Here is a 21,060-nt window from a genome sequence, read left to right as displayed (position 1 = left end):
CCCGTTCGGCTCACAGGGTGCGGGGCACCTGCCGGGCCCGGCCGCGGATGCGGAGCGCGGTGACGGTCTCGACCGCGCCGACCACCACCAGCCAGACGCCGCCGACGAGGGTGAGCACGGCGACCGACGCGAACGGCCAGTCGATCATCACGATCCCGCCGAGGAAGGTGACGACCCCGAGGAAGATCTGCCAGCCGCGCGCGGGCGCGCTCCGGTCGGAGACGGCGGCCAGGGTCTGGGTGATCCCGCGGATCAGCCAGCTGACGCCGATCCACAGGGCCAGCAGCAGGATCGACTGCATCGGGCCGCGGAAGCAGAACAGGCCCAGCAGGAGCGACACGGCGCCGCTGACGAAGGCGAGCACCCGCAGCGAGGTCGTCCTGTGGGTGCCGAAGGCCGACACCAGGTGGAAGACGCCGCTGACCACGAGGTAGACGCCGAACAGGACGCCGGCCGCGACCAGGGACGGGCCGGGCCACGCCAGGACCAGGACGCCGAGGACGAGGGAGACGAGGCCGGTGACCAGCACGACCTGCCAGGCCGCGCGCGACAGGGCGTGCAGGGGCCCTTCGAGGGGCGGTTCCGGTTCGTGGCCGTGCGGTGGGGCGGCGGCCGGGGCGTGACGGGCGTGGACCTTGCGGTCGTCGTACTCCGGCCCCCAGGGGGAGCCGGTCGGTGACTCGGTCATGATCCATGCTCGGACCGGGCCGGAGCCGTCCGCCACCCGGCACGGGTCAACCGGCTGAGGCCTGCTTCCGGGCCTTGGCCGCGGCCTTCGCCTCCTGCCCGTGCGCCCGCACCCCGGCCGGCGACTCCGGGCCGGTGATGTCGGCGACGGAGCGGAAGGACTCCGCCTCGCCGTGGACGCCGGCCGCGTCCCGCCGGGCGTCCCGGCGGGACGCGGCCGGTCGTACCCCCGGGTGCGGCCCGGGCCGGTGCGCGCCCTCCGGCGCCGGTCAGTCCGCCCGCCAGTACCCCAGCGCGTGCACCCGCTCCTTCGGGACCCCGAGTTCCTTGCGCACGTACGCCGCCAGGGTGCGGGTCGTACGGGTGTCGCAGGCGATCCAGACGTAGGGGGCGGGGGTGTCCTCCAGCAGGGACGGCAGTTCGGCCTTCACCCGGTCGACCAGGGCCGCCCCGGAGCCCTGGCGGGGGACGGGCCGCAGGTCGTGGCGGCCGGGACCGGCGGGCCAGGGGAGGCCGTCGGCGCCGCCCTCGAACCAGACGGTCGCCGGGGCGGGGCCGAGGGCCGCGAGGAGGGAGTTGATCGCGGGCAGGGAGGCCGGGTCGCCGACCGCGAGGACGCGGGAGGGGGCGGGCGCGGGCTGCTCGAAGCCGGTGCCCTGGACGGTCGCCTCGATGGTGTCGCCGGGCTTCGCCGTCCGCGCCCAGTCGCTGGCGGCGCCCTCGTGCAGGGCGAACTCCAGGGAGAAGGCGCCGGCGGCCGGGTCGGGATCGACCAGGGTGTACGCCCGCTGGTGCGGCTTGTCCGCGTTGGTGAACCACAGCCGCACCCACATCGTCGGGTGGACGCCGGTCGCGGCGAGCAGTCCGCCGTCGGTGAGGCGCAGCCGGCGGTAGTCCGGGGTGACGTCCTGCGCGTCCGTCACGGTGAGCGTGAAATCCTTCGCCCGCATCAGCCTGAGGACCGCGCCCTCCCAGCCCCGCCCCTGCGCCATGGCCCCGTCACCCCTCGCGTACGATTCCTGCACCGATCGATTAGGTAAGGCTAACCTAAAAGGTGAAGGGGTTGCAGGGTGATGAGCGAGACCGACCGACCTGAAGGCGTCTTCCGGGACGCCTGGGGCATCCCGCACCTGCGCGCCGGCGACGCCCGTGCACTCGCCCGCCTCCAGGGCCTGGTCACCGCTCGCGACCGCGCCTGGCAGCTGGAGGTCGAACGCCACCGCGCCCGCGGCACCTCGGCGTCCTTCCTCGGTCCCGAGGCACTCCCCTGGGACCGCTTCGTCCGCCGCGCCCGCCTGGACGACACCGCCCGGCGCTGCTTCGCCACCCTGGAGGAGCGCGATCCGGAGACCGCCGACTGGGTGCGGTCGTACGTCGACGGCGTCAACGAGGGCCTGGCGGCGACCGCCGCCGACCTCGGCGCCGGCGCGCACTCGACTGCGGGCGGCTCCGGTACCGGTACGCGCGCGACCGCGGGTGGTTCTGGCGAGGGCGCGCCTTCGGCCGCAGATGGTGCCGGCGAGGGCGCGCGTTCGACTGCGGGCGGCTCCGGCGATGGTGCGCCTTCCGCCGTGGGCGGCGCCGGCGAGGACACGCCTTCCGCCGTGGGTGGCTCCGGCGAGGGCGCGTCCTCGGCCGCCCCCGGCCCGGGCGACCTCCCCCGCGTCGCCGGCGCGAGCGGTGGGGTCCCGGACGGCGGGCCCGCCCCGGAGTTCCTGCGCGTCGGTCTCGCCCCCGGACGCTGGGAGCCCTGGACCCCGCTCGCCGTCTGGCTCTCCACCCACATCCTCTTCGCCGGGTTCCCCGCCAAGCTGTGGCGCGAGGAGGCCGTCCGCCACCTCGGCGAGGACGCGGTCGGCCTGTTCGCCACCGACGGGCCCGGCACCTCCGGCAGCAACGGCTGGCTGGTCGGCGGGGAACGGACCGGCACCGGCCGGGCCCTCATCGCCGGTGACCCGCACCGCTTCATCGAGGACCCCGGCGTCTATCAGCAGATCCGGCTCGCCTGCGACGAGTTCGACGTCGTCGGGCTCGCCGTGCCCGGCGTCCCCGGCATCGCCCACTTCGGCCACACCGGCACCGTCGCCTGGGCCATCACCAACGCCATGGCCGACTACCAGGACCTCTACCGCGAACGGCTGCGCCGCACCGGCGCCGGGGTGGAGGCCCTCGGCCCCGACGGGACCTGGCGGCGGGTCGCCCGGCACACCGAACTCGTCCGGGTCGCGGGGGAGGAGACCGTCGAGGTCGAGGTCCTGGAGACCGAGCGCGGCCCGGTGATCGCGGGCGGCCCCGAGGGCCTCGACGACGGCACCCCGCTCGCGCTCGCCCTGCGCCACCCGCCCCGCGTCACCGGGGACCTGGGCTTCTCCGCGCTCCTGCCGTTGCTGCGGGCCCGCCGGGTCGCCGACGTCGACCGCGCCTTCGACGTCTGGGCCGAACCGGTCAACGTCGTCCAGGCCGCGGACACCGACGGCGGACTGCTGCACCGGGTCGCCGGCCGGGTGCCGGTGCGCTCCCGGGCCAACCGCGTCCGGCTCGTGCCCGCCTGGGAGCCCGGCCACGAGTGGACCGGCTGGCACGAGATGCCCCGCGCCGGACTCACCGACGGCATCGCGGTCATGGCCAACCAGCGCGGCCCGGCCGCCCCGCTCGGCGTCGAGTTCGCCCCGCCGCACCGCGCCGACCGCATCCGGGAACTGCTGGACGGGCGCCGCACCTGGTCCGCCGACGACATGGCCGCGATCCACACGGACACCCATCTCGCGTCCGCCGCCCCGCTGCTGGACCACCTCGCCGCCCTCGACGACCTGACCGGCCCGGCGGCCGGCCTGCGCGACCGCCTCCTGCGCTGGGACCGCCGCATGGACGCCGACAGCGAGGACGCGGCACGGTTCGCGGCCCTGCGGAGCGCGCTCGTCCGCCGCCTGGCCGCCCAGCCGGCCTTCGCCGCCCTCACCACCCCGCCCGCCTACCCCGAGGTCCTCCTCCCCTGGCTGGCCCTCCTCCCCCGTGTCGGCTACGCCCTCGAACACCTCCTGCGCGCCGAGGACCTCTACGGCATCGACCGGCCGGCGCTGGTCCGGGAGGCCGTCGAGGAGGTCGCCGCGCAGCCGGCCGCCCGCTGGGGCGACACGCACCGCCTCGTCCCCTGGCGGGCCCTGCCCGACCCGGCGCAGCAGGCCCCGGCGCTGTCCGGCGACCACGACTGCGTGCTGTGCACCTCGGCCGTGCCCGGCCTGACCGACCTCGCCGCCCGCGGCCCCGCCGCCCGCTACGTGTGGGACCTGGCCCGCCGCGAGAACAGCCGGTGGGTCGTGCCCCACGGCGCCTCCGGCCATCCCGGCAGCCCCCACCACCACGATCAGCTCCCCCTCTGGCTCACGGGCGAGCTGGCCCCGGTCGTCACCGACTGGGCGCACTTGACGAAGGAGAGCGATGTCTGACCGCTACGTCCACGAGCAGGTGTTCGACGGCTTCGGCACCGTCGGCCTCCGGCCCCTCGACGCCGAGGGCGACGCGGACGTCGTCCACGGCTGGGTGAGCCAGGAACGGGCCCGCTTCTGGGGCATGAACGGCCTGACGAGGGACCAGGTCGCCGAGATCTACGCCCACATGGCGGGCCTCGACACCCACCACGCCTTCCTGGCCGAGCTGGACGGCACCCCGGCCGGCCTGCTGCAGACCTACGAGCCGGCGGAGGACCGGGTCGGCGAGTGCTACCGGGTGGAGCCCGGCGACATCGGCGTCCACGTCCTCCTCGCGCCGGCCGACGGCGGGGACGCGCGGCCGGGCTGGTCGTCGGCCCTGTTCACCGCCTTCGCGTCGTACGTCCTGCTGAGGTTGGACCGGCGGCGGGTGGTGGTCGACCCGGACGTGCGCAACGACAAGGCGATCGCCCGCTTCCTCCGGCAGGGATTCGAGGCCGGGCCGGTCGTCACCCTGCCGGAGATCGACCTGCCGGACGTGTACCTGCCGGAGAAGCAGGCGCAACTGGCGTTCCTGCGGCGGGAGGCGGCCTTCCCCGGGTGACCACCCACGGCCCGGTGACCGCCGAAGACCTCGTCGCCCTCCCCCACGCTCGGCTTCGCTCGCGCGGGGGGACCCCCACCGGGACGGAGCCCATCCCCCGGGAGGGCGGGCTGTTCCGCCGCACCTGGGCGGGGCCCGAGGGGCCGGACGGCCGCCCGGCGGGCACCGCGATCGTCGCCCTGCTCACCGCGGACGACTTCTCGGCCCCGCACCGCCTGCCCGCCGACGAGGTCTGGCACTTCTCCCTCGGCGACCCCCTGGAGCTGCTGCTCCTGGCGCCCGACGGCACCTCCCGCACGGCCGTGCTCGGCCCGGACGTCCTCGGCGGACAGCAGCCGCAGCTCACCGTCCCCGCGCGCACCTGGATGGGCGCGCGGGTGACGGCGGGCGGGTCCTGGACCCTCTTCGGCTGCACCACGGCCCCCGGCTTCACCTACGAGGACTACGAACACGGGAACGCGGCCGACCTCACGGCGCGCCACCCGGACCGGGCCGCCCTGCTCACGGAGCTCTCCCGTCCATGACGCGCCGGCGGGCCGGGCGGCCTGCCCCGGTGCGGAGGGGACCGGCTGCACCGGTGAGCAGGACCGGGCCGCCGTCCGTACGTATCCCCGAGCACACGAGTCCGAGGTACGGAGCGGCGACGTGACTGCAGGGCGCGAGGGCGGACGACGAGGCGGTACGGCCGGGACGGCAAGGACCCCCGGACGCCCCGGAGCCGGCGGCCGCCGGCTCCGGGGGCCGGTGCTGCTGGGCGCCCTGCTGGTCCTGCTCCTCTTCACCGGCGCGGGACCGGCGTCGGCCCACGCCGCCCTCCGCGGCGCCGACCCCGCCGACGGATCCGTCGTCAAGACCGCTCCCCGCAGCATCACCCTGACCTTCACCGAGTCCGTCGGCCTGCTCGACGACTCCTTCCGCGTCCTCGACCCCGGCAACCGGCGGGTCGAGACGGGCGAGGCACGGCACGCGGACGGCCGGGCCGACACCGCGCGGGTCACCCTCCCCGCCGAGCTCGGCACCGGCACCTTCACGGTGGCCTGGCGGGTGGTGTCCGCGGACAGCCACCCCATCGCCGGCGCCTTCACCTTCTCCGTCGGCCGGCCGTCGGCGACCTCGGCGCCCCTGTCCACCGGCCCCGTCGAGGAACCGGCCACCGCCGGCCTCCACAAGATCGGCCGCTACCTGGCGTACGGCGCGGCCGCTCTCCTCGTCGGCATGGCCGTCTTCGTGGCCGTCTGCCGCCCGCCGGACGTCCGCCCCCTGCACCGGCCGCTGGTGGCGAGCTGGTCGGTCCTCACCGGCTCGACCGTGCTGCTGCTCCTGCTCCGCGCCCCCTACGAGACGGGCGCCGGGCCGGGGCAGGCCCTCGACCCGGCCGGCCTGGCCCGCACCCTGGACGGCCGCCCCGGCCTCGCCCTGGCGGCCCGGCTGGCCCTGCTGGCGGCGGCCGCCGTCCTCCTCGTACGACAGCGGCGGCGCGAGCGGCCCGCGCGGACGGACCTGGCCGTCGGCGCCGTCCTCGCCGTGGGCCTGGCCCTGAGCTGGGCCGCCGCCGAACACGCGTCGGCCGGCATCCAGGTCCCGGTCGCGATGGCGTCCTCGGTGCTGCACCTGCTGGCGACGGCGGCCTGGCTCGGCGGCCTGACCGCCCTGCTGACCCTGCTGCGCCGGGACGCCCTCCCGGCTCTCGTGGCGGCCCGCTTCTCCCGGCTGGCGGCCGTCTCGGTCGCCGTCCTGGTGGTGACCGGCGTCTACCAGTCCTGGCGCGGGCTCGGATCCCCCGGCGCGCTGACGGGGTCCCCGTACGGCCGGCTCCTGCTCGCCAAGCTGGTCGCGGTGGCGCTGCTGCTGGCGGCGGGCACGCTGTCCCGGCGGTGGACCGGACGGCTGGTGACGGAGGCGGCACGAGCGACGACGGCGCCGGAGACGACGCCGGCGGGAACGGAGGCACGCGTGCGCGTGGACGCGGACATCGAGAACCGGGCCGCGGTACGGACCCGCGTCCCGCAGCCGGTGGGCGGCCCCCCGCCGCTCGACGGACCCCCGGCCGACGGGCCCCCGGCCGACGACCCGCCGCTCACCCCGGCCGAGGACGCCCACCGGCGCGCCCTGCGCCGCTCCGTCCTCGCCGAGGTCGTCGTCTCGGTCGTGGTGCTGGGCCTCACGACCGTCCTGACCGGCACCCTGCCGGCCCGCTCCGAGGCCGCCGCGGCCGCCGCCGAGCAGTCCGCCGGGCTGCCCGTCGCCTCCGTCACCACCGTCCCCTTCGATCTCAGCGCCCCCGGCACCCCGGGCGCCCGCGGCACCGTCCAGATCACGCTCGACCCCGGCCGCGTGGGCGACAACGCGGTCCAGGCCGTCGTCTACGGCCCCGACGGCGGCTTCATCGGCATCCCCGAGCTGCGCCTGTCCTTCACCCTCCCCAGCCAGGACATCGGCCCCCTCGACGCCAAGCTCGCCGACCGCGGCGGCTACTGGGCCGCGAGCTCCTTCAACCTGCCCATCCCCGGCACCTGGGAGATGAAGGTGACGGTGCGCACGTCGGACATCGACCAGGTGAGCGAGACGAAGACGGTGCGGATCGCGCGCTGAGGGGCCGAGGGTGCCGGGCGGGCCCGAGGGGTCCGCTCAGTGGGCGTACGGCGGCTCGAAGCAGCCGGTCTCCGGGTAGGGGCCGGTGGCCCGCACCTCGTAGTTGCTCTTCTGCACGAAGCCCGACACGCAGGCGTCGTCATGGACGCGCACGGCGACCAGCGCCCCCTCCGGCGTGACGTACCCGCCGTCCCGGTAGCGGGGGAACATCGACCGGACGGTCAGGGTGCCGCCGAGCCGCCTGCCGTCCGGTGCGACGCGCTCCTCCTCGTAGCCGAGCTCGAGCAGGGCCGCGCGCACGGCCGGGGGATCCCACTGCTTCCGCTTCCACAGCCGCTCCAGCACCGGCCGGACGCGGTCGGCCTCCCGCTGGGCGTCACGCGCGTGGGCCGGAGACATCTCGCCCTCCTGCCGGTGGCCGTTGTTCTCGTGGTGGTGGGGTGCGCCGTCCCCGGCCCCGGGCTCCACGTACGGAGAGGTTCCCCCGGTGCTCGGCGAGGCGCTGGGCGCGGCAGCCGGCGAGGAACCGGACGTGGCCCCGCCGGCCACCGGATCCGCGGCGCGCACCTGCCCGCACGCCGTGAGGGTCAGGGAGGCGGCGAGAACGAGGCCGGCACCGGCGAGAGGACGGCGACGGGCGGACGTCGGCAAGGGCATGGGGGTGACTCTGCCAGGCGGGCCGGGACGCCGTCACCAGCCGTTCGGCGGGTGGGTCCTGAGTACGCGTACTCAGGACGGGGCGGGGGAGGTGCCGCCGACCGGCCCTGCCGCCCGACGAACTGTCCGACCGTCACATCAGATGAACGGCGTGTCCGATATGGGCGAAATGGCAGTGCGGGGCATTCTCGACCCGTGTGCGAGGCCGCGCCGGACCCGGCGCCCAGGCCTTCGACGACGACACCGACACGACCCCGGAAGGTGGTCAATGAAACCGACGAGGATCCGCGCGACAGTCGTCTCCGCCGCGCTGGTGACAGTGCTGGCGACCGCGAGCGGCGGCGCCCAGGCCCGGACCGGGGCGGAGGACGCGCCACGGCCCCCGGCATCGGGCGCTCCCCCCGCCACGAACGCCTGCCTGACCCCTGACGGCACCGATCTCAACGCGCTGCTCTCCATCAGGGAACCGATCATCGGTCCCCCCGCCTGCCGGGTGGCGCCGGCGGGTGAGAAGTGGGTGCGGTCGTTCCCGGGCTGGGTCACGGCGCCCGGCGCCGAAGGCGCCGTGTACCCGGCGGGCTACACCCCGTCGCTGCCCGAGCCGACGGACGACTTCGTCCTCAAGTTCCTGGGCGCGCGCATCGTCCAGGACATCGGCACGCCCCGCGAGCGGAGCGTGTCGTTCGGCCCCGAGGTGCTGCGCCTCGTCGTCGTGTCCGGTGGTCTGCCGGTCGCCACGTTCGCCACGCCCCCGCTGCGTCCGCTCAAGCCGGGTCACCACACCTCCACGGTGTTCGTGCGGCTGAGCGCCCGGCACTGCGACGGCCTGGGCACCGACCCCGAGGCCAACTGCCTGCCCGGCGGCGAGACGCAGTACACCGCCGCCACCCCGTTCGAGGTCGTCGAACGGAAGCGCTGAGGCGCGACGGGCCCGTCGGCGACAGGGGCACCGTCGCCGGCGCCACCGTGCCACCGTCGATCGCCCGGGACGCTCACGGCGCCGCGGACGCGGCGGCATCCGTGTGGCGGGAGTCATACCGCGCGAGGTCGCCCGGCGGGTCGGGGAGCTGCTCGGGGAGCCCCCGCAGCCGGCCGGAAAGCCGACCGGGACGGAAACCGAGGCGGGGAAAAGCCAGAGGGCCGGACCGCTTGCGCGGTCCGGCCCTCTGGGCCGGCGGAGGATACGAGATTCGAACTCGTGAGGGGTTGCCCCCAACACGCTTTCCAAGCGTGCGCCCTAGGCCTCTAGGCGAATCCTCCGCCGGAAACATTACATGACCGAGAGGAGTGCTCGCGAACTCGTTCCTCCCGGCCGCCATCGGGTACTGTGGGCGCAGCCCCTCACGCGGCGCTATCTGACTGAACTCCCCCAGGGCCGGAAGGCAGCAAGGGTAGGTCGGCTCTGGCGGGTGCGTGGGGGGCGCTCGCGTTCCCGGGCCCGATCTGGGTGCGTCCGGTTGTCAGTGGGCGCCTATAACCTCGTATGCGTGTCGTCTCTCGCGCTGTACCGCCGCTACCGCCCGGAGTCCTTCGCCGAGGTCATCGGGCAGGAGCATGTCACCGACCCGCTGCAGCAGGCACTGCGGAACAACCGGGTCAATCACGCGTACCTGTTCAGCGGGCCGCGCGGATGCGGCAAGACGACCAGCGCCCGCATCCTGGCCAGGTGCCTGAACTGCGAGCAGGGGCCCACGCCGACCCCGTGCGGGGAGTGCGATTCCTGCCGGGACCTGGCGAGGAACGGACCGGGTTCCATCGACGTCATCGAGATCGACGCCGCCTCGCACGGCGGTGTGGACGACGCCCGTGACCTGCGGGAGAAGGCCTTCTTCGGGCCCGCCCGCAGCCGCTACAAGATCTACATCATCGACGAGGCCCACATGGTCACGTCGGCCGGCTTCAACGCGCTCCTCAAGGTCGTCGAGGAGCCGCCGGAGCACCTCAAGTTCATCTTCGCCACCACCGAGCCCGAGAAGGTCATCGGGACCATCCGCTCGCGGACCCACCACTACCCGTTCCGGCTGGTGCCGCCGGGGACCCTCCGGGACTACCTGGGCGCGGTGTGCCGGCAGGAGGACATCCCCGTCGAGGAGGGCGTCCTGCCGCTCGTCGTGCGCGCCGGCGCCGGCTCCGTGCGTGACTCGATGTCCGTCATGGACCAGCTCCTCGCCGGCGCGGGGGCCGACGGGGTGACGTACGCCATGGCCACCTCCCTGCTCGGCTACACGGACGGCTCCCTCCTGGACTCCGTCGTCGAGGCCTTCGCCACGGGGGACGGGGCCGCCGCCTTCGAGGTCGTGGACCGCGTCATCGAGGGGGGCAACGACCCCCGGCGCTTCGTCGCCGACCTGCTGGAGCGGCTGCGGGACCTGGTGGTCCTCGCCGCCGTCCCGGACGCGGCGGAGAAGGGGCTCATCGACGCCCCCGCCGACGTCCTCGAGCGGATGCAGGCCCAGGCCGGCGTCTTCGGCGCCGCCGAGCTCAGCCGCGCCGCCGACCTCGTCAACGAAGGCCTCACCGAGATGCGCGGCGCCACCTCGCCCCGACTCCAGCTCGAGCTGATCTGCGCCCGCGTCCTGCTGCCCGCCGCCTACGGCGACGAGCGCTCCGTCATGGCCCGCCTCGACCGCATCGAGCGCGGGGTGAACTTCTCCGCCGCCGGCGCCACCGCCATGCCGGCCATGGGGTACGTGCCCGGCCCCGAGGCCCACGGAGGAGCGGCCGCCGCGCCGATCGCGCCGGGCGGCGGCGCGGCGGCCGCCCGCGCGGCCGTACGCGGCGGCCAGGCCGCTCCGCCCCACGCCGCTCCGCCCCACGCCGCGCCGCCGCAGGCCGTCCCGCCGGCACCGGCCCCGGCCGTGCCCGTACCCCCGGCACCCGCGCCCGCCGCGCCGGCGCCCGCTCCGCCGGCGCCCGCTCCGCCGGCGCCCGTGCCCGCTCCGGCCGCGGCCTCCGCGTCCGCCGAAGCCGCTCCCGCGACCGGCCCCGCCTCCTCGGCTCCCGCTCCCGGGGCCTGGCCCACGGCCGCGCCCACGGGCGGCGGACGCCGGCCCGGCGGCTGGCCCACGGCCGCCCCCGCGGGCGGCGGCGCCCGCCCCCCGGCGACTCGCGCGACCCCGCCCGCGGCGCCGCCGGCCGCGCCCGCACCGGCGGCGGCCCCCGCGGCCTCCGCCTACGCGCCCCCCGCCGGCGGCCTCGACCCCCGTACGCTCTGGCCCGACATCCTGGAGGCGGTCAAGAACCGCCGCCGCTTCACCTGGATCCTCCTCAGCCAGAACGCGCAGGTCATCGGCTTCGACGGCACGACCCTGCAACTCGGCTTCGTCAGCGCCGGAGCCCGCGACAACTTCGCGAGCAGCGGCAGTGAGGACGTGCTGCGCCAGGCGCTGACCGAGCAGTTCGGCGTCCAGTGGAAGATCGACGCGATCGTCGACGCCTCCGGCGGTTCCGCACCGCCGGCCGGCGGATTCGGCGGCGCCACCGGCGCGCCCGGCCCCTCCGGCTTCGGCGGGGGCGGCGGTGCGGCCGGCGGATTCGGCGGCTCCGGCGGGTACGGCGGTGGCGGTACGGCCTCCCCGGCTGCTCCCGCGCCCCGGCCCGGCGCAGGCCAGGGCCCGGCGCCGGCCCGTCCCGCGCCCGCGGCGGCGCCCACGGCCGCCCCTGCCCCCACCCCCGCCCGGCAAGCCGCACCCGCCCCCGAACACGTGGCCCCCGAGGACGACATCCCCGAGGACGACGACCCCGACCTCAACGAGTCCGCCCTGTCGGGCCACGAACTGATCGTGCGGGAGCTGGGGGCGACGGTGATGGAGGAGTTCACGAACGAGTAGGGGCGGCCGGCGCCCGGCTCGTGTCCCCGCGCCGGGCTCGTGTCCCCGCGCCGGGCCCGTGCCCGCGCGCCTGACGCCCGCCCGCGCGAGCTTCCGCGTCCGGGCCCCGTGTCGGAGGAACCTACGAACGATCCGCGCCCCTCCCTTCGGAAGCCCGCACAAAGCACCCCGGCCGACGCCCGTTAGGCTGGCCCCCGTGAACGTCCTCGTCATCGGCAGCGGCGCCCGCGAACACGCCCTGTGCCGCTCACTGTCCCTCGACCCCGCCGTCACCGCGCTGCACTGCGCCCCCGGCAACGCCGGCATCGCCGAGGTCGCCGAGCTGCACCAGGTCGACGCCCTGGACGGCGGCGCGGTGTCCGCGCTGGCCCGGGAACTCGGCGCCGACCTCGTGGTCGTGGGCCCCGAGGCCCCGCTCGTCGCGGGGGTCGCCGACGCCGTGCGCGAAGCGGGCATCCCGGTCTTCGGCCCCTCCGGGGAGGCCGCGCAACTGGAGGGCTCCAAGGCGTTCGCCAAGGACGTGATGGCCGCGGCCGGCGTGCCCACCGCCCGCTCCTACGTGTGCGTCACGCCTGACGAGGTGGCCGAGGCCCTCGACGCCTTCGGCGCCCCGTACGTGGTCAAGGACGACGGCCTGGCCGCCGGCAAGGGCGTTGTGGTGACCGGCGACGTCGAGGTGGCGAAGGCGCACGCGGCCGGGTGCGAGCGGGTCGTCATCGAGGAGTTCCTCGACGGCCCCGAGGTCTCCCTCTTCGCGATCACCGACGGCGAGACGGTCGTCCCGCTCCAGCCCGCCCAGGACTTCAAGCGCGCGCTGGACGGCGACGAGGGCCCGAACACCGGCGGCATGGGCGCGTACTCCCCGCTGCCCTGGGCCGACCCGAAGCTCGTCGACGAGGTCGTGCGGACCGTCCTGCAGCCGACCGTGGACGAGATGCGCCGCCGCGGCACCCCCTTCTCCGGGCTGCTCTACGCCGGCCTCGCGATCACCGGCCGGGGCGTCCGCGTCATCGAGTTCAACGCCCGCTTCGGCGACCCCGAGACCCAGGTCGTCCTGGCCCGCCTGAAGACCCCGCTCGCCGGTGTCCTGATGGCGGCCGCCACCGGCAACCTGGGCGACCTCGCGCCCCTGCGCTGGAGCGACGAGGCGGCCGTCACCGTGGTCGTCGCCTCGCACAACTACCCGGACACCCCGCGCACCGGCGACCCGATCACCGGCCTCGACGAGGTGGCCGCCGAGGACGCGCCGCACGCCTACGTCCTGCACGCCGGGACCAAGCGCGACGGCGACGCCGTGGTCAGCGCCGGCGGCCGGGTCCTCTCGGTCACGGCGACCGGCAAGGACCTCGCGCAGGCCCGCGAGCGGGCGTACCGGTCCGTCGCGCGGATCGGGCTCGACGGTTCCCAGCACCGCACGGACATCGCCGAGAAGGCGGCGGCGGGCGCGTAGCGGCTCGCGGGCGGGCGCCTTCCCCAGGTCCCTGACCTCGACTTTCCGGGCCCCGGATTCCCCATGGCAGCGCCATGGGATCCGGGGCCTGCTCTTTGCCCACAGTCATCCACCTCTCCCCAGAGCCATTCCATCGAGTGAGCGCGGGCTCATCCGGCTGACGGAGGGCGGGGGGCCAACTAGGGTGCGGCGCAAGCGTTCCGGCACTTGGCCCACCGGCATTGCGATGTCAGTCGCGGGTGCCACAGTGGGGGAGTGGGCAAGAGCCGAAAAGTCAGGACTGAGGGGAGGGGGTGAGGTCCGGCCGTGACCGGTATGGCAAGGGAAGCGGGCGCGCAGGCCGCCAGGGCCCGGGCGCTGGCCGTGCTGCGCATCCGCGGCCGGGCGCTCGCGGTGGCGCTGCTGCCCGCGGCGGCGGCCGTCATCCTGCTGGCGGGCGGGTCCGCCGGGCACCTCGTGGGTCCCGGCTGGGACGTCGCCCGCTGGGTCCTGTCCGTGCTCGCGCTCCTCGTGCTGCCGGCCGCCGGCGTCGTGGCCCTGGTCGTCGCCCGTGCCCGTCCCGCCGTCAGCCCCACGGTCGCGATCGCCGAGACCGCCGCTCCCGACCTGTACCGGCTGGTGCGTGACCTGGCCGACCGGCTCGACGTCCCCGCGCCGTCCGCGATAGCGCTCACCCCGGACTGCGACAGCTGGCTGGAGGACCGGGCCCATCCGGCCCACGGTCCGCCCGTGTCCCGGGGCCCCGACGAGATAGCCGGGCCGGGCCGGCACCTCCACCGCCGCACGCCGACCGCTCCCGTCCTCGTCATCGGCTCGCCGTTCCTGTGGTGGATGCGGGTGGGCGAGCTGCGCGCCGTCCTCGCGCCGGTCGTCGCCGGTACGGGACCCTCGGCGCACCCCGACATAGCGGCCGCCCGGCGCTTCGTGCGCGGACTGGACGCCGCGGTGGCCGTCTCCGCCGACCGCGACCGCTGTCCCGGTGTCCGCCTGGTCTGCGCGGGCATCGGCTGGGTCGCCCGGCTGCTGCTCCGCAGTTGCCGGGCGCACGCGACGGAGATGGAGCGGGGCGTGGCGGCGGCGGCCGCCGAGCGTGCACAGGCTGTGGATTACGGCCTGCGGATCGTCGCCCAGGAACAGGTGGGCCTGGCCTACGCGGGCTGGGACCGGCTCCTCACCCGCGTGGCGCTGCCCGCCTGGCGGATGGGCCGCTGGCCGTCCCGGCTGGACGCGGGGGTCGTCGCCGCCCTGACGGAGCTGTCCCGGCGCGACCGGCTGGCCGAGGGTTTCGCCTCCCGTCTCGGTGAACGCCCCGCCTGCGACCTTCTCGAAGAGCCCGGCGCGGTCGACGAGGCCGCCTCCCTGCTGGCCGCCCGCCTCTTCCACGGCGGCCCGCCGGAGCCCGGTCCCGGCTGGTCGCCGGTGGACTGGCAGGAGTACCCGGACGAGGTCGTGGACCGCAAGTGGCGCACCGACGCGGCCCGTCTCCACCGCGTCCTGGACGCCCTGGGCGTCCGTCGCCCGCCCGATCCCACGACCCCGGCCTCCGACGGCCCGACGCTGGCCCGGGTCCTGGACCACCTGACGGGCACGGACCCCGACGCACCACGCTGGAACGCCCACCGCCCCCCGACCACCGTGACGATCACCCCGACGACCCCGCCGACCGCCACCCCGACGGCGCCGGCCGCCACCCCGGCCCCACCGGCCACCGCACCGGCCGCTGCGACGGGCGGTACCGGGTCCTCAGACGTGACCGCCCCGCCTAGGGCCGCCGCGGACGGTTCCGCGTCCGCTCCGACGACCGCGGCGCCGGACACTGCGACGGACGGTTCCGGTCCTACCTCGGCGATCACCTCGGGAGCCGTCCCCGCGGACGCCTCCGGATCCGCCTCCACGGACGTCTCCGGGCCCGTGTCTCCCGTCTCCACGGACGTCTCCGGGTCCGCCGCCACGGACGCCGGCGCCCCCGACCCGACAGGTGCTCCGGCTCGCACCCCCGAAGCCCCGGCCGTCGAGGCGGACTCCTCGGCGACCACAGCGGAAAACGCGGTCGCCGGAGCGGGCACTCCGGCGACCACGGGGGAAAGCCCGGTCGCCGGGGCGGTGGGCGCCCCGGCCGCCACCCCGGAAGCCCCCGCGCCGTCACCGGCTGCGCCGGTCGGGACCACCCCCACCCCCGGCCCCGACACCACCCCGCCCGCCGCCGCCCCCGTCGGCCCGGGGGGCGACGAAGACCTCCCCGCCCCCAACCCCCGCAGCGCCGCCCTCGCCGCGCGTCTCGGCGCGGAAGTGGCGCGGGAGGAGACCGAGGCCGCGCCGCCGCCGGACCCGGTGGGCGCCCCGGCGGCCGGGCAGGGCGCGGACCCGGCCGCCCTGGGGGACGGCGGCACGCTCCCGCTCTTCCCCCTCCAGCCGCCGCGCACCGACCGCGAACTGCTCACCGACCACGTCACGGCGATGGTCTGCTGCGCCGCGATGGACACCGTGGGAGCCACACCCGGTCTGGACTGGCTGGACGGCCCGACGCTCCTGGTCGACGGGATGCGGGTGACCGACCTGGCGCCCCGCGTCCTCAGCCTGGTCGAGGACGGCGACGCGGCCCCGCTGCGCAGTTGGCTGGTGGAGCTGGGGATACGCCCGGAGAAGCCGGTACGCCTCGGCTGACGCGCGCCGACGAAGTCACCCGCGCGCCGGCGGAGCCACCCGCACACCACCTGCGGACAACGGAGTGTTCAATTCCACTTTCGGCCAATTCGCAACGAATAGTGACTGTCTGCGCGCGTTATGTGATGTGCTGGGATCGTTCACGCCCATGGCATGGGCGTGTGACATAGGACAGCCACACGAACGACCGTGCCCCGCAGCGCCGTCGGCACCACCCGCACGACGCGCACCAGGGCACGTCAAGCACCACGGACGCCCCGCAGCACCAGTCGGCAGCACCGCACACGACGAAGCCGCCACGCGGGCGACACCCGCCGCGACGGCCGACCCGCCGCGACGGCCGACCCGCCGCGGCGGCGGACCACCACCGCACGGCACACCGGCACGGGGAGCCACAGGGAGGGGAGCACCATGGGACAGGACCACATCCGCCGGTGGGAGTCGGGAGCGCTGGCGCACGCCGTGACGGACCCCTTCGGACAGGGTCCCCTCCCCTGGCTGCGCGGCGGCGAGACGTACTTCGGCGACACCGGCCAGATGGTCCCCTGGTACGTCGACCCGATGCCGGTTCCGGCCCCGACGCGGTCCCCGGAGTCCGCCCCCCGGATCCCGTCGCCCCGGAGCGCCGGAGGCCCCCGCTCCGCGGACGACGTGCGCCGTCAGATCAAGGGCTTCATCTCCACCGGCGCGGTCGCTCCGGGCGAGGCCGCCGACTTCCACGTCACCGTCGACCCGCCGCAGGAATTCAGCGTCGACATCTACCGGATCGGCCACTACCGGGGCGAAGGCGCCGCCAAGATCACCACCAGCCCGCGCCTCTCCGGCATCGTCCAGCCCCCGCCGCTGACCGCCGACCGCACCGTCTCCTGCCACCACTGGTGGCTCTCCTGGCGCCTCCAGGTCCCGTCGGACTGGAAGGTGGGGGCGTACGTCGCCGTCCTCACCACCGTCGGCGGCTACCGCTCGCACATCCCCTTCACGGTCCGCGACACCCGCCCGGCCGACCTGCTCCTGGTGCTGCCCGACGTCACCTGGCAGGCCTACAACCTGTACCCGGAGGACGGCCGTACCGGCGCCAGCCTCTACCACGCCTGGGACGAGAACGGCCGGCTGCTGGGCGAGGCCGACGCCGCGACGACCGTCTCCTTCGACCGCCCCTACGCCGGCTCCGGCCTCCCCCTCCACGTCGGCCACGCCTACGACGTCATCCGCTGGGCCGAGCGCTACGGCTACGACCTCGCCTACGCGGACGCCCGCGACCTGCACGCCGGCCACGTCGACCCCACCCGCTACCGCGGCCTGCTCTTCCCCGGCCACGACGAGTACTGGTCGCAGGCCATGCGCCGGACCGTGGAAGTCGCCCGCGACAGCGGCACCTCGCTGGTCTTCCTCTCCGCCAACACCCTGTACTGGCAGGTGGAGCTGGGCCCGTCGCCCTCCGGCGTCCCCGGCCGCCTCCTGACCTGCCGCAAGCGCAAGGGGCCCGGCCGTTCCGTCCTCTGGCGGGACGTCGACCGCGCCGAGCAGCAGGTCCTGGGGATCCAGTACGCGGGCCGGGTGCCCGAACCGCACCCCCTGATCGTCCGCAACGCCGACCACTGGCTCTGGGAGTCGACCGGCGCCCACGAGGGCCAAGCCATCGAGGGCCTGGTCGCGGGCGAGGCCGACCGCTACTTCCCCCGCACCCCGCTCCCGCCCCACGAGGAGCGCACCCTCCTCGCCCACTCCCCGTACACCGATGGCCAGGGCGTCCTGCGCCACCAGGAGACCTCCCTCTACCGGGCCCCCTCCGGCGCCCTGGTCTTCGCCTCCGGAACCTTCGCCTGGTCCCCGGCCCTGGACCGCCCCGGCCATGTGGACCCCCGCATCCAGCGCGCCACCGCGAACCTCCTGGACCGCATCTGCAAGCACGACTGACGCCCGCGCCCCGACCGCGGCCTCCGACCCTCTGTCCTCGATCAATCCTGGTGTAAGGAACAATCAAGCCATTGGACAGAACCACGGGGAGGAACCGTGTCCGGATTCGTAGAAAAGCCCGAGCCCCAGCAGGTACCGGGCCTGGTGCACCTCCACACCGGCAAGGTGCGCGAGCTGTACCGGAACGAGGCGGGCGACCTCGTGATGGTCGCCAGCGACCGCACGTCCGCCTTCGACTGGGTGCTGCCGACCGAGATCCCGGACAAGGGCCGCATCCTCACCCAGCTCTCCCTGTGGTGGTTCGACCAGCTCGCCGACCTGGTCCCCCACCACGTCCTGAGCACCGAGCTCCCGGCCGGCGCCCCCGCCGACTGGGCCGGCCGCACCCTGGTCTGCAAGCCGCTCCGGATGGTCCCGGTGGAGTGCGTGGCCCGCGGCTACCTCACCGGCTCGGGCCTGGCCGAGTACAAGGAGTCCCGCACGGTCTGCGGCCTCGCCCTCCCCGAGGGCCTGGTCGACGGCTCCGAGCTGCCCGCCCCCCTCTTCACCCCGGCCACGAAGGCCGCCGTCGGCGAGCACGACGAGAACGTCTCCTACGAGGAGGTCGCCCGCCAGGTCGGCGCGGACACCGCCGCCCAGCTGCGCCAGACGACCCTCGCCGTCTACGGCCGCGCCCGCGACATCGCCCGCGACCGGGGCATCATCCTCGCCGACACCAAGTTCGAGTTCGGCTACGAGGGCGACACCCTCGTCGTCGCCGACGAGGTCCTCACCCCGGACTCGTCCCGCTTCTGGCCGGCCGACCGGTGGGAGCCGGGCCGCGCGCAGCCGTCGTACGACAAGCAGTTCGTGCGCGACTGGCTGACCTCGGACGCGTCCGGCTGGGACCGGGCGAGCGAGCAGCCGCCGCCGGAGCTGCCGCAGGAGATCGTGGACGCCACCCGCGCCAAGTACGTCGAGGCGTACGAGCGCCTCACGGGCATGAGCTGGACGTAACGAAGAAGCCCCGGGTCCCGCGCGGAAGCCCCCGGCGATCCGCGCGGAAGCCGCCGGCGACCCACGCGCAGCTCCCGGCAACCCCCGCGGGGGCCCCGGCGATCCGCCACGCTGCCCCCCGATGACGACCGGGGGGCAGCCGGCCCCGCCCCGGACGGGGCACGAAAAAACCCCCGGTGAAACCGGGGGTCTGATCCGGAGCGGACGACGAGGCTCGAACTCGCGACCTCAACCTTGGCAAGGTTGCGCTCTACCAACTGAGCTACGTCCGCGTGCACCGTGGTGCGAAAGCAACTATACCCAACCTCGCTCGCGAGCGAGTCGCACCGCCGCATGACGGTTCTCCGCCCCGAGCTTGGAGACGGCCGACGAGAGGTAGTTCCGCACGGTCCCCGGCGACAGCGCGGCCCGCTCGGCGATCTCCGCGACGGGCGCCCCGTCGGCGGCGAGTTCGAGCACCTCGGCCTCCCGCGAGGTCAGCGGCGAGTCCCCGGCGGCGATCGCGTCGGCGGCCAACTCGGGGTCGACGTAGCGGTTCCCGGCGTGCACGGTCCGGATGATCTCGGCGAGCCGCTGCGCGCTCACCGTCTTCGGGACGAACCCGCGCACACCCGCCTCGAGCGCCCGCTTCAGATGCCCGGGCCGACCGTGACTGGTGACGATCAGCGCCTGGCAGGCGGGCAGTTCGGCCCGCAGGGATGTGGCGACCTTCACACCGTCCGCGCCCGGCATCTGCAGGTCGAGGACGGCCACGTCCGGCTCGTGCGCCCGCGCCATGGCCAGCGCCTCCGGACCGGTGGCCGCCTCGGCGACGATCGTCAGGTCGTCCTCCAGCGACAGCAGCGCGGCGAGCGCGCCCCGGATCAGATGCTCGTCGTCGGCGAGCAGCACCCGCACGGTCATGCGGAGACCTCCTTCCTCACGGCCGCCTCTCCCAGCGGCACCTCGGCCACCACCCGGAACGTCCCGGCCCCGGCGAAACCCGCTTCCAGCGTCCCGTCCACCCGCGCCAGCCGCTCCCGCAGCCCGGCGAGTCCCGACCCGCCGCCGGCGTCCACGCCTCCCCCTCCCGGAGACCCCGCCGGGGCGCCGGGGGCCGTCGTCCCCTCCCCGGAGGCCTGCACGCCGTCGTTCTCCACCGTCAGGACCACGCGTCCCTCCGTCACCAGCAGTCCCACGGAGCACCGTTCGGCGTCCCCGTGCCGCAGCACGTTGGTGGTCGTCTCCCGCACCACCCAGCCGAGCGCCGACTGCACCTCGGCGGGCAGCCGGTCGGTCTCGCCGACGGGGGCCCGCACCGCGCACTCGATCCCGGCCGCCGTCAACACCCCGTGAGCGCCCGCGAGTTCCACCCCGAGGTCGGCCTCCCGGTAGCCGCGGACGACGTCCCGCACCTCACGCTGCGACTCCCGCGCGATCCGCTGCACCTCGATCATCTGCTCCACGGCCTCCGGCCGCCCGCGCCGGGCCAACTGCACGGCCAGCTCGCTCTTCAGGGCGATCACCGCCAGGTTCCGCCCCATCACGTCGTGCAGGTCCCGCCCGAACCGCAGCCGTTCCTCGGCGACGGCGAGCCGGGTGCGCGTCTCGCGGGCCTCGTCGAGCGCGTAGACGGCCTCTAGCAGCCAGACGGAGAAGCCGGAGGTGGCGGTGAGGAACGCGCCGCCGATCAGCACCGCCGTCATCGAGACCAGGACGGCGGCACCGGGCAGCCCGAACGGGAACGCCAACGCTCCCGCGCCCAGGGCGTAACCGACGACGACCGCGGACCCGCGCCGCCACCCGCGGACGCCGAGCGTGGTGGTGCCCGCCCCGAAGATCAGGGCGACCCCGAACACCCCGCCGGCCGCGGTGTCGACGTCCTCGCCGCCCGGTCCGTGCTCGGCGAGCCACATCGCGACGGCGCCGACCACGGCGCCGGCGGCGGTGAGCGTCCACAGCAGCCGGACGGGCCGGGGGCGGCGTCCGCACACCCAGTCCAACGCCCGGGACGCCGTCACCGCACAGAGCACGCAGTGCGCGACCATCACGACCGGCAGCACGAGCCCGCTCCCGGTCCACATGCCGCCGCCGAACGGCACCCCCACCGACGTGAACTCGGCGACGGCGAAGAAGTGGTAGGACCACCGTGTGTAGGCCTCGACCTTCGCCGGTGTGCTCTTCCGCCGCCACCACCCCCCCGGCCTGCGCATGTGTGCGTCGCCCCCGTTCCCCGGCATGTCGGCGCCCCCGTCC

The 21,060-nt window shown here is 75.6% G+C and carries 15 protein-coding genes, 2 tRNA genes, 1 other RNA gene and 1 pseudogene; 11 read left to right on the top strand and 8 right to left on the bottom strand.

Annotated elements, in window-relative coordinates; all coding sequences use genetic code 11:
- Positions 1-10: 10 nt before the first annotated feature.
- The 3 genes and pseudogenes from ACH4F6_RS24615 to ACH4F6_RS24605 all read right to left on the bottom strand — a co-directional run bounded on the left by ACH4F6_RS24615 (position 11) and on the right by ACH4F6_RS24605 (position 1,679).
- Positions 11-688: an HdeD family acid-resistance protein gene (locus ACH4F6_RS24615; protein ID WP_397962470.1), complete on the bottom strand. Its 678-nt coding sequence runs from the start codon at positions 686-688 to the stop codon at positions 11-13.
- A 46-nt stretch (positions 689-734) separates the two neighbouring features.
- Positions 735-881: pseudogene (locus ACH4F6_RS24610) on the bottom strand (Fe-S cluster assembly protein HesB); the annotation flags it as partial.
- Positions 882-956: 75 nt separating this feature from the next.
- The gene (locus ACH4F6_RS24605; RefSeq protein WP_397962469.1) at positions 957-1,679 is read right to left on the bottom strand and encodes a siderophore-interacting protein; all 723 of its coding nucleotides are present in this window, start codon (positions 1,677-1,679) and stop codon (positions 957-959) included.
- A gap of 81 nt (positions 1,680-1,760) precedes the next feature.
- Between ACH4F6_RS24605 and ACH4F6_RS24600 the strand changes: the two genes are divergently transcribed.
- The 4 genes from ACH4F6_RS24600 to ACH4F6_RS24585 all read left to right on the top strand — a co-directional run bounded on the left by ACH4F6_RS24600 (position 1,761) and on the right by ACH4F6_RS24585 (position 7,311).
- Positions 1,761-4,133: a penicillin acylase family protein gene (locus tag ACH4F6_RS24600; RefSeq protein WP_397962468.1), complete on the top strand. Its 2,373-nt coding sequence runs from the start codon at positions 1,761-1,763 to the stop codon at positions 4,131-4,133.
- On the top strand, positions 4,126-4,719 hold the full coding sequence (locus tag ACH4F6_RS24595; RefSeq protein ID WP_397962467.1) for a GNAT family N-acetyltransferase: 594 nt from the start codon (positions 4,126-4,128) through the stop codon (positions 4,717-4,719). Before ACH4F6_RS24600 ends, ACH4F6_RS24595 begins: the two co-directional genes overlap by 8 nt.
- A 14-nt stretch (positions 4,720-4,733) precedes the next feature.
- Positions 4,734-5,243, top strand: a complete 510-nt coding sequence (locus ACH4F6_RS24590) for a cupin domain-containing protein (protein ID WP_397962466.1) — start codon at positions 4,734-4,736, stop codon at positions 5,241-5,243.
- A 220-nt stretch (positions 5,244-5,463) separates the two neighbouring features.
- Positions 5,464-7,311 carry a copper resistance protein CopC gene (locus ACH4F6_RS24585; RefSeq protein ID WP_397962635.1) on the top strand — a complete coding sequence of 616 codons (1,848 nt, stop codon included), beginning with the start codon at positions 5,464-5,466 and terminating at the stop codon, positions 7,309-7,311.
- Positions 7,312-7,347: 36 nt separating this feature from the next.
- On the opposite strand, the gene ACH4F6_RS24580 is transcribed toward ACH4F6_RS24585, so the two are convergent.
- Positions 7,348-7,968 carry a hypothetical protein gene (locus ACH4F6_RS24580; protein WP_397962465.1) on the bottom strand — a complete coding sequence of 207 codons (621 nt, stop codon included), beginning with the start codon at positions 7,966-7,968 and terminating at the stop codon, positions 7,348-7,350.
- A 268-nt stretch (positions 7,969-8,236) separates the two neighbouring features.
- Here ACH4F6_RS24580 and ACH4F6_RS24575 point away from each other — a divergent pair, with 268 nt between their 5' ends.
- Positions 8,237-8,887: a hypothetical protein gene (locus tag ACH4F6_RS24575; protein ID WP_397962464.1), complete on the top strand. Its 651-nt coding sequence runs from the start codon at positions 8,237-8,239 to the stop codon at positions 8,885-8,887.
- Between the two features lie 256 nt (positions 8,888-9,143).
- Here ACH4F6_RS24575 and ACH4F6_RS24570 read toward each other — a convergent pair.
- A tRNA-Ser gene (locus tag ACH4F6_RS24570) sits at positions 9,144-9,228 on the bottom strand.
- 72 nt (positions 9,229-9,300) lie between these two features.
- On the opposite strand from ACH4F6_RS24570, the gene ffs reads away from it, so the two are divergent.
- The 6 genes from ffs (at position 9,301) to ACH4F6_RS24540 (ending at position 18,825) form a co-directional block, all read left to right on the top strand.
- Positions 9,301-9,399, top strand: an RNA gene (gene ffs, locus ACH4F6_RS24565) — signal recognition particle sRNA small type.
- Positions 9,400-9,455: 56 nt separating this feature from the next.
- Positions 9,456-11,798: a DNA polymerase III subunit gamma and tau gene (locus ACH4F6_RS24560; RefSeq protein ID WP_397962463.1), complete on the top strand. Its 2,343-nt coding sequence runs from the start codon at positions 9,456-9,458 to the stop codon at positions 11,796-11,798.
- A gap of 196 nt (positions 11,799-11,994) precedes the next feature.
- Positions 11,995-13,248 carry a phosphoribosylamine--glycine ligase gene (purD, locus tag ACH4F6_RS24555; protein ID WP_397962462.1) on the top strand — a complete coding sequence of 418 codons (1,254 nt, stop codon included), beginning with the start codon at positions 11,995-11,997 and terminating at the stop codon, positions 13,246-13,248.
- A gap of 315 nt (positions 13,249-13,563) precedes the next feature.
- Positions 13,564-15,912: a hypothetical protein gene (locus ACH4F6_RS24550; protein ID WP_397962633.1), complete on the top strand. Its 2,349-nt coding sequence runs from the start codon at positions 13,564-13,566 to the stop codon at positions 15,910-15,912.
- A gap of 411 nt (positions 15,913-16,323) precedes the next feature.
- On the top strand, positions 16,324-17,829 hold the full coding sequence (locus ACH4F6_RS24545) for a N,N-dimethylformamidase beta subunit family domain-containing protein (protein WP_397962461.1): 1,506 nt from the start codon (positions 16,324-16,326) through the stop codon (positions 17,827-17,829).
- 96 nt (positions 17,830-17,925) lie between these two features.
- Positions 17,926-18,825 carry a phosphoribosylaminoimidazolesuccinocarboxamide synthase gene (locus ACH4F6_RS24540; protein WP_397962460.1) on the top strand — a complete coding sequence of 300 codons (900 nt, stop codon included), beginning with the start codon at positions 17,926-17,928 and terminating at the stop codon, positions 18,823-18,825.
- Between the two features lie 199 nt (positions 18,826-19,024).
- On the opposite strand, the gene ACH4F6_RS24535 is transcribed toward ACH4F6_RS24540, so the two are convergent.
- From ACH4F6_RS24535 to ACH4F6_RS24525, 3 genes are all read right to left on the bottom strand, one after another.
- Positions 19,025-19,097, bottom strand: a tRNA-Gly gene (locus ACH4F6_RS24535).
- Between the two features lie 22 nt (positions 19,098-19,119).
- Positions 19,120-19,728, bottom strand: coding sequence for a response regulator (locus tag ACH4F6_RS24530; protein ID WP_397962458.1), 609 nt, complete (start codon positions 19,726-19,728; stop codon positions 19,120-19,122).
- Entirely contained in the window at positions 19,725-21,017 is a 1,293-nt protein-coding gene (locus ACH4F6_RS24525) for a sensor histidine kinase (RefSeq protein ID WP_397962457.1), read from the bottom strand. Before ACH4F6_RS24525 ends, ACH4F6_RS24530 begins: the two co-directional genes overlap by 4 nt.
- Between the last annotated feature and the right edge of the window lie 43 nt (positions 21,018-21,060).

This window comes from Streptomyces sp. NPDC017936, from assembly GCF_044328485.1.
Classification (GTDB): Bacteria; Actinomycetota; Actinomycetes; order Streptomycetales; family Streptomycetaceae; genus Streptomyces.
This window is presented reverse-complemented; position numbering and strand designations above follow the sequence as displayed.

What these genes read in the sequence shown, in the direction of transcription:
- ACH4F6_RS24605 (WP_397962469.1), bottom strand. Translation starts at nt 1,679, where the DNA reads ATGGCGCAGGGGCGGGGCTGGGAGGGCGCGGTCCTCAGGCTGATGCGG.
- ACH4F6_RS24580 (WP_397962465.1), bottom strand. Translation starts at nt 7,968, where the DNA reads ATGCCCTTGCCGACGTCCGCCCGTCGCCGTCCTCTCGCCGGTGCCGGC.
- ACH4F6_RS24550 (WP_397962633.1), top strand. Translation starts at nt 13,564, where the DNA reads ATGGCAAGGGAAGCGGGCGCGCAGGCCGCCAGGGCCCGGGCGCTGGCC.
- ACH4F6_RS24575 (WP_397962464.1), top strand. Translation starts at nt 8,237, where the DNA reads ATGAAACCGACGAGGATCCGCGCGACAGTCGTCTCCGCCGCGCTGGTG.
- ACH4F6_RS24595 (WP_397962467.1), top strand. Translation starts at nt 4,126, where the DNA reads ATGTCTGACCGCTACGTCCACGAGCAGGTGTTCGACGGCTTCGGCACC.
- ACH4F6_RS24525 (WP_397962457.1), bottom strand. Translation starts at nt 21,017, where the DNA reads ATGCGCAGGCCGGGGGGGTGGTGGCGGCGGAAGAGCACACCGGCGAAG.
- ACH4F6_RS24530 (WP_397962458.1), bottom strand. Translation starts at nt 19,728, where the DNA reads ATGACCGTGCGGGTGCTGCTCGCCGACGACGAGCATCTGATCCGGGGC.
- ACH4F6_RS24615 (WP_397962470.1), bottom strand. Translation starts at nt 688, where the DNA reads ATGACCGAGTCACCGACCGGCTCCCCCTGGGGGCCGGAGTACGACGAC.
- ACH4F6_RS24600 (WP_397962468.1), top strand. Translation starts at nt 1,761, where the DNA reads ATGAGCGAGACCGACCGACCTGAAGGCGTCTTCCGGGACGCCTGGGGC.
- ACH4F6_RS24545 (WP_397962461.1), top strand. Translation starts at nt 16,324, where the DNA reads ATGGGACAGGACCACATCCGCCGGTGGGAGTCGGGAGCGCTGGCGCAC.